Source organism: Planktothrix sp. FACHB-1355, from assembly GCF_014748295.1.
GTDB classification, from domain to species: Bacteria; Cyanobacteriota; Cyanobacteriia; order Cyanobacteriales; family Aerosakkonemataceae; genus Aerosakkonema; species Aerosakkonema funiforme_A.
In genome coordinates, this window is the sequence record NZ_JACJUP010000209.1 from 1 (window position 1) to 7,756 (window position 7,756).

Sequence of the window (7,756 nt, forward strand, 5' to 3'; positions counted from 1 at the left end):
AGGTATGTTGTTGCGCTTTAGCGCTAAAGATTGAGTAGGGTGGGTCAAAACCATAAAATTTAAACTTCCTCGCCTAAAATTAGGCTATCTGACCCACCATACAGACTGGACACTAAACCAAGTCAGCAATTAACCAAACATCTGCGTTCATCTGCATTTAAAAATATTCAAAATAAACTTTTCTGATAGACTGTAAATGCCTGAAAATAAACTCAGTAATTTAAATTCACTCATGACATCTACTACTTCCCAGGTTTATCCAGTCATTTGGCAAGATGACCGCGTTTTACTCATCGAGCAAAATCGCTTACCGAACGAGTACACCTTTGTGGAAATTAAATGCTGCGACGATATGGCGCACGCAATTAAAACGATGATTGTGCGCGGCGCACCAGCTATCGGTGTTGCAGCAGCTTACGGAATGTATCTGGGTGCAAGGGATATTCAAACGGAAAGCCGCGATGAGTTTTTGAATGAGTTGGAAAAAATTGGCAAAACGTTGGGGCAAACTCGTCCGACTGCTGTGAATTTGTTTTGGGCAATTCAACGAATGTTAAATACTGCTCGTAAAACTTTAGGCCCTGTAGAATATCTGAAAACTGTTTTGTTAGAAACGGCGAAAACTATCAACGCGGAAGATATCCAAACTTGTCAGGCGATAGGCGATAAAGGTTTAGAAGTTTTACCGAAAAATCCGGAAAAATTAACGCTTCTCACTCATTGCAATGCCGGTGCTTTGGCAACTGCTGGCTACGGTACGGCTTTGGGTGTGGTGCGTTCTGCTTGGACGGCGGGACGTTTGGCAAGAGTTTATGCCGATGAAACTCGTCCTCGTTTACAAGGTGCGAAACTAACAGCTTGGGAATGCGTGCAAGAAGGTATTCCGGTGACTTTAATTACGGATAATATGGCGGCGCATTGTATGCAGCGCGGTTTGATTCATGCGGTAGTTGTTGGTGCCGATCGAATTGCTGCTAATGGGGATACTGCTAATAAAATAGGTACTTATAGTTTAGCACTTGTGGCAAAAGCACACAAGGTTCCTTTCTTTGTGGCTGCACCTCTTTCTACAATCGATTTTTCGATTGGCGATGGGAGTCAAATTCCGATTGAAGAACGCGACCCCGTAGAAATTTACCAAGTAGGAAATACCAGGCTAACAGCAGAGGGAGTAGAATTTTATAATCCCGCTTTTGATGTGACGCCTGCGGAGTTAATTGCCGCCATTATTACTGAGTATGGCGCGGTAGTTCCATCTGAGTTACAACAGTTTCAGACCAAACAAGTAGTTTAGAATATGGTTGTACGATCCTGAGTAGGGTGGGCATTGCCCACCAATTATCTATATATGGTAAATTTTGATGAAAGTCAGAGTCAAATTGCTGCATTTACTCCAGAAAAAACAAAACCGACGCGGTTGCAAAAACTTTGTGTTGGGTTTGATTTTTATTGCTACTATTTTATTTAGCGGTGTTTTGCCGAATCTTGTCAAACCCGCTGTTAGTCAAGAAACTAAAAATATTGTAATTTCTCCTCTGAAATTACCCAATCAGAATAAACAAGATATAACCGAACCGCCGAAGAACCTTGGTGAAGCGCTGCTGCAACAAGTAGCCCTATGTGTAGCGGCTAAATTTCCCAATCCACGCCAAACTTCAGTGGAATTATTGCAAGCAGCGTCTACGCAATGTGTCTTTCAAGTTGTCATTTTAGCACCTGATGGTAGCGTTCGTCAAGATGCGAGCGATCGCCTCACTACTTTAGTCGAAGCTACTGGTGTAAGTTTGCCCGAACCCGTCAGTAGCGGACAAGCTAATGTCCAACTCAAAACTCTCCCCAATAGCCAAGTTTTCACGCTTCCCGTGCAAATTGGCGGACAAACCAAAACTTTTTTATTGGATACAGGCGCTTCTTCTTCTATCATTAATACTGAAACTGCACAACAGTTAGCTTTGCCAAGTACGCCTATTCCCAGCGACCTTTTAAAATATATTGCTGTGGGTGACAAATGCGATGAAGTAAAAGCAAATTTGCATCCTTTACCTATTATAAGTGTGGATGCAGCAACCGTGGAAGGGCTTAATGGTATGGGATTGCCCTCAACTTCTATTCCAGGTAATTTGTCTGGGGTTTTAGGTTTGGATTTTCTCAGCAACTTTGATGTTGTCCTGAATCCTAAAACGCTACAAATTCAATTTTTACGTCCTTCCCTACCTGTGGAAGGAGCGATTCCTTTGGCGGGAAAATTAGGCAACATAACCGCTCAAGTTCGCGTTAACGGTCGAGGGCCATTTACTTTTATGTTGGATACAGGCGCTGATGCGATCGTCCTCTCCACAAATCTGACTGAGCGACTTTCTCTCAAGAGTATAAATGCACAAGAAACAGAAGTATTCGGCTTTTGCGGCGCTCAAAAAGCGAAAAAAATCAAGTTAGACAGTGTGACTTTGGGGCAATATGAAGTTAATAATATCGATGGTGCAATCGTGAACAGCAATATTTTTAATTTGCTGGGAGTAGATGGTGTTATAGGTCAAAGTTTCCTGAATAAATATCAGCAACATTGGCGTTTTGGTAAGCGCAACGCCATCGGATTTATTGAATCGGGTAGTTTGGTATTGACTCCTTTAGCTAATTAGTCAGGGATTACGCAATTTGAGCGATCGCTTGCACTTTCACTTTTTTGCCAAAATTGGTAAAGTAAACCAAAATGTCGTTCCCATTCCAGGGTTACTATTAGCCTCAATTTGTCCGCCGTGAGCGGTAACGATTTGCTTCGAGAGGTATAGTCCCAAACCAAGGCCATGTACGTAGCGAGTGCGATCGCCCCGCGCATACAATTCAAACGCTCGTCGGCATTGTTCTGGAGTCATCCCCACCCCGTTATCTGCTATGCTACAGCGAATCATTTTGCCTTCAATAGTAGCGTCTAGAGTAATAGTAATTTCTGGGGGATTGTGGTTCACAGCATTAGTAATGATATTGCTAAATACACGCCATAGCTGAGTTGAATCGGCGCTGACTAAGGGTAAATCATCAGCGATCGAATTCCTAAAAATAACCTGGTTTTTTGTTAAGATAGGTTCTAAATCTGAGTAAACTGCTTGCACTAAAGTGCTGAGATGAAGCGGTTGGCAATGTAAAACTATACCTTGTACTTCGCTATTGTGAGCTTCTAACAAAGAATTGATTAAATTGAGTTGACGATCGCTGCCCTGAAGCATCCGTTCCAAGATAGATCTACTGACAGTTATTTTTTCCTCCGGCTGATTCAACAAACTTTGCAGCACCATTGCAGTTCCCGTAACGGGATTCCGTAAATCGTGAGAAACCGCGTGCAAAAAAGCTCTCAATTCTCGGCGAGATTCAAACTCTGCCCGTTGCAGTCGTTCGTACAGATAAACTGCTAAATCGCAAACAAAACAAAACCAAAAGAAGTATAAAAAAAATGTCACATTGTAAATAGGCCGCCCCAGAAATGTTGTCAACCCCAGTGCTAAATTTACGCCCACATAATAAATAAATACCCCCAATTGCGACAGCAAATGCAGTCGCCAGTCAACGGGAATCAGGGTTGCTTGCACGAGGAACAACATAGTCCAGGCCATTAAATCTGGAAACGGCGAACCTTTTAGCGTTGTTGCCAAAAGTTGCGGTACTAGCGCGATCGACCAAGATAGTCCCAGAAAAAGTGCCGCCGGATAACGACGAGCCAACTGAGTTCTGTGCAAGACCAGACAGCTAAGTAACAGCAGTGTAACTGCTATATCCAAGACAATCCAAAAATCTTTTAACTCTTGCGGAATATTTTGCAATTCCTTGAGCGGAAACGCGACATTATACAGGTCGCGGATTGTAAATGTGAACAGGCAAATCAGCGCCACCCACAAACTCAGGCGCACACGTTCCAACAAAAATCGCTGTCTCCATGCTTTGTAGTCTGGTGACTCGGCAGCAGGTTTTAATAGCACAAAAATGGCCAGTACTTTCCTTGCTAGAGCCTCCAATACCCTGTTAATTATCATCCACTTCCTGCCTTGGGATGCCATAACTCCTAAAAATAATCTGAAAATCAGAAATTTTGAGATCCATTTCTTTAACTCCAACCTCGCAATTGTTGGTGTACATTCGCCAGATACCACATATAGTCATCCAATTGGTATTCTTGAGCTGCTTTCGTAATGAATTTTTGCGCTTTCTCCTGTTCTGTCTCCGATTCATAGTACAATCCGACGTAAAGATGGCTGTAAAATCTGGCTGAGTTGCCTTCTTTCTCGCCTGCGGCAAGGACATCATCTGGCGTGCGATTTCCCGCGTACAGTTCGTAAATCCAATTCATCACCTGTCGCGGATCGTTTTTGACGACAAGTAGGGAATTTCGGGCAGCGATCGCACCTTCCAATCGAGCGATGCAGAGATATCGCCACACAGTCTCTTCTACATCTTGGGAATTCACGGTCAAGTCTAACTCAAACTGCTTGGCACCCTCCACAAATCTTTCTGCATAGTAAAAAGATAAGCCCCGTTGCCACAAGTATGGCGCGACACTGGGATCGAGCTTTTCTGCTGTATCAAAATCTTGGATGGACCGATCGATCTCAGCCAGTTTAAAATTGGCCATCCCTCGCCGAATGTAAGCCTTTGCATTGTAGGGGTGAGCGCGAATAACGTTGTTCCACGAAGACAGTTCAACAACTAGCGAAATGTGACTGGCCATTAAAATCAGTAACCTTCCTCTTCACTTTTCTGACTTTGCGTTTGCGATTGCTTTCACGTCCTCAACAGCTTGCTGCCAGTAACTCATTCCGGCACAGCAGCGCAGGATATTGTGGTGCTTGGTCATAGATAACCCCAGAGAAAAGCAGGGTTAACGTTCCTACTGACTTTGGCAAGCGGTATAGCAGATAGCCCGAAAATAATTATACTACTGAAATAAGGAAGTATTTCCCAGCAACGTATAGAAGGTGAAGATTGTGCTTTAAATACAGATGAAAATGCTCTTTTTAGGCTATTTATACTAGATCGACACACTTTAGGACAAAATTATGCTAATTATTGGATATCCATCATATATGGCGATCGCTTATATACTTACGCAATACTTTTTTTAAGAGTTATTTCTTACACACCCAAGCTAAAAAATACTGCAAATTTACCTAAGAAGCTGTGCTGAAGTTAAAGTAATATCTTTTTTTTAGATTTTGTTTTAAAAATGCTATTCTGTAAGCAGCACTCACAAGTATTGAATAAACCCTTACTTTGTGAGCTTGTGGAAACACAGGGAACAATAGGGCCTAAATCGATGCTAAGCATGGGAGAAGAATTCCTTGTAGCAAGCGGTGTAAAGCCGCCCTGCACTCGGCTTTGTTCTCGAATTGCTTCCCTCTAGATTTTGGCATAGCTACCATCGTCCTTTGGAAGTAATACGCAGTTACTACGCTTGATAGAGTCGCAGAGACTCTTCCATAACTATTGTTAAGTTATTAAGGCTGAAGTCAAGCCTTAATAACTGGAAAAAATGGAGGGCTAAGCAAATATACTCGCAAACGATCGGGTTAAATCTGCATAAGCCCTGATTATTTAGCTAAAAAAGACAACAACAGCATCGCCATAAATCTGTTTTTTAACAGATAAAAATATTTCCCTTGTCCATGAAATAACTTCTAGTAGGATAACAGCAGTTTGAAAAACAAGGTTTAGATATGGAGAACTCTATCCCTAAAACATCTTCTTTTGTACCGTCCGAACTGTACGAAATATTGGCGAGAATTGCTAATTCTCATCAGATTACAGCAGCAGACCAAGATGTGTTAAGAAAAGCCTTTTTAGAAAATCAACTAAACGAAGAAGAACATCGGGTAGTTAACCGTCTGCATCGTGCGCTTATGAAAGGGCGTATTAAGCTGATATAGTAAGTAGGTCAACAGAATTAAACGTAGAGTAGGCAGTACCCAAAGAAATGCTTGTAACGTTTGAACAGCAGCAATGTTGGGTAATGCCTACTTTATAAAGTATCTTTGGTTTATATATAAATTATACAGTATGTCAGGGAGAGGCTTATGGGGAATATAAAATTTTATATTCCCCAGTTACCAGTCAGCAATCACCGATTAGCTTCTGTCGCTTTTTTTATCGCTGCTTTTTCTATCGCTGCCTTTTCTATTGCTGCTGTAGCCATTGCCTCATCCAAAGTTTTACGCGCTTCTTCCGCTTCAGGTAAAGCTTCTCGAAGTTGGATATTGTTTTGGGCAAAACCTTTTAAAGATTTAAGTCCTTCTTTGATTTGTTGTATTTGTTCGACGCTGACATTACCTTCAAATAAAAGGTCAATTTGGGTGCGGGCTTCTTGTGCCGCTGGACGTAATTCTTCTACTTTTTGGCGGAGCGTAGCGAATTGCGTCAGAACTTGTACTGCTTGTGCGATCGTGTCAGTTTCTTCTGTTTTCTCTTGTGGATGGGAAGCGCCTTGCTTGACAGGTGTTTTAATCAGAATTAACTCATCTGGGCCAAATCCATCTTTTAAGTCGATATCAACTTCTCCTGCATCCATCATTTCTAGCAATTTTTCTATGGCTGCCTCACGACTTTTCTTGGTATCGTTCTTGCCAGGAATGTCCAGTATTATTGATGGATCTTCAGCTAGAGAATATTGTGGCATTTTCAATCTCCTATGCTTGTAAGTTTAGCAAAATTGATAATTTACATCTGTTTTGCATAGATTCATTATACTAAATACACGCTCCATATATAAGTGATTTTATTTTATTTTAAAGTTAAGATTATCGTTTTTTTATCTTGGATATGCCAGTAGTTAGAGCCTACTTTATTTCACCGGATAGAGACGGGAAACCCGCGAAATTTGAGACTTTAATAAACAACACGAATAAAATTTTCAACACCTATGCTAGGAAATCAAATCAAAACGGCAGCTTTGCTGGGACTGCTCAGCGGTCTGCTGGTTCTGGGTGGATACTACCTGGTCGGGAACGAACAGGGGCTATATATGGGTCTCGGCTTAGCCGCACTGACGAGTTTTGGCTCCTGGTATTACTCCGATCGCGCAGCATTAATGGCCTATCGCACTCAACCGCTCGATCTTCAACAAGCTCCAGAACTATAGGATACAGTAGCTTCCTTAAGCAACAAGGCTGGGATTCCCATGCCGAAGTTATTCATTGTACCAACCAAATCCCCCAATGCCTTTGCCACAGGTAGAGACCCTGAAAATGCTACGGTGGCAGTTACTCAAGGCATTCTTCAACTGCTCTCGAAAGAAGAACTAGAAGGAGTTTTAGCTCACGAACTTACCCACATCCGCAACCGCGACACCCTGACTCAGGCGGTTGCAGGTACTGTAGGCGGAGCGATTACTTTCATCGGGCGCATTTTGACTTTTGGAGGTTTGTATTACCCCGTCACCCGCGACGATCGCAGGGGCGCAAACCCGCCCTTGGGTTTTGTTCCTTGTATTTTTGGCTCCTTTAGGGGCCACTCTAATCCAACTGGCCCAGAGCATCTTACTATTCGGTTTCGCTATTGGGTGATTCGCCGATCGGATAGTAACGATGCTTGTTGGGATTTTTTGCATCCGTTTCGGAATAGATCGAGCCCATGCTTTCCAATTTTTGCAAATGCTCCCGCGTGTTTGTACGCGACAGTTGGGCGATCGCCATTATTTCGCGTGTGGTCAGTCCGGGATTATCTACTATAGCTCTAAGAATCTTTTCGCGGGTGTTCATGGGTGAGACTGAGCAAG

At 42.6% G+C, this 7,756-nt stretch carries 8 protein-coding genes; 5 read left to right on the top strand and 3 right to left on the bottom strand.

What is annotated here, in order from left to right:
* Positions 1 to 232: 232 nt before the first annotated feature.
* Together mtnA and H6S82_RS11530 are read left to right on the top strand one after the other, a co-directional pair.
* Complete coding sequence (gene mtnA / locus H6S82_RS11525) at positions 233 to 1,294, top strand: S-methyl-5-thioribose-1-phosphate isomerase (protein WP_190474735.1); 1,062 nt, start codon at positions 233 to 235, stop codon at positions 1,292 to 1,294.
* Between the two features lie 67 nt (positions 1,295 to 1,361).
* Positions 1,362 to 2,639, top strand: a complete 1,278-nt coding sequence (locus H6S82_RS11530) for a retropepsin-like aspartic protease (protein ID WP_190474733.1) — start codon at positions 1,362 to 1,364, stop codon at positions 2,637 to 2,639.
* A gap of 36 nt (positions 2,640 to 2,675) precedes the next feature.
* Here the strand turns inward: H6S82_RS11530 and H6S82_RS11535 are convergent, their stop codons facing one another.
* Positions 2,676 to 4,025, bottom strand: a complete 1,350-nt coding sequence (locus H6S82_RS11535) for a HAMP domain-containing sensor histidine kinase (protein WP_190474731.1) — start codon at positions 4,023 to 4,025, stop codon at positions 2,676 to 2,678.
* 71 nt (positions 4,026 to 4,096) lie between these two features.
* Positions 4,097 to 4,717 (bottom strand): hypothetical protein, encoded by a 621-nt coding sequence (locus tag H6S82_RS11540; RefSeq protein ID WP_190474728.1) that lies wholly within the window; start codon positions 4,715 to 4,717, stop codon positions 4,097 to 4,099.
* Between the two features lie 985 nt (positions 4,718 to 5,702).
* Between H6S82_RS11540 and H6S82_RS11545 the strand changes: the two genes are divergently transcribed.
* Positions 5,703 to 5,912, top strand: a complete 210-nt coding sequence (locus tag H6S82_RS11545; protein ID WP_190474726.1) for a hypothetical protein — start codon at positions 5,703 to 5,705, stop codon at positions 5,910 to 5,912.
* Positions 5,913 to 6,103: 191 nt separating this feature from the next.
* Here H6S82_RS11545 and H6S82_RS11550 read toward each other — a convergent pair whose 3' ends face one another.
* On the bottom strand, positions 6,104 to 6,658 hold the full coding sequence (locus H6S82_RS11550) for a hypothetical protein (protein WP_190474724.1): 555 nt from the start codon (positions 6,656 to 6,658) through the stop codon (positions 6,104 to 6,106).
* A 243-nt stretch (positions 6,659 to 6,901) separates the two neighbouring features.
* Here H6S82_RS11550 and H6S82_RS33410 point away from each other — a divergent pair, with 243 nt between their 5' ends.
* Positions 6,902 to 7,120 (top strand): hypothetical protein, encoded by a 219-nt coding sequence (locus H6S82_RS33410; RefSeq protein ID WP_242056912.1) that lies wholly within the window; start codon positions 6,902 to 6,904, stop codon positions 7,118 to 7,120.
* 39 nt (positions 7,121 to 7,159) lie between these two features.
* The gene (locus H6S82_RS33415) at positions 7,160 to 7,711 is read left to right on the top strand and encodes a M48 family metalloprotease (protein WP_242056913.1); all 552 of its coding nucleotides are present in this window, start codon (positions 7,160 to 7,162) and stop codon (positions 7,709 to 7,711) included.
* Positions 7,712 to 7,756 lie beyond the last annotated feature (45 nt).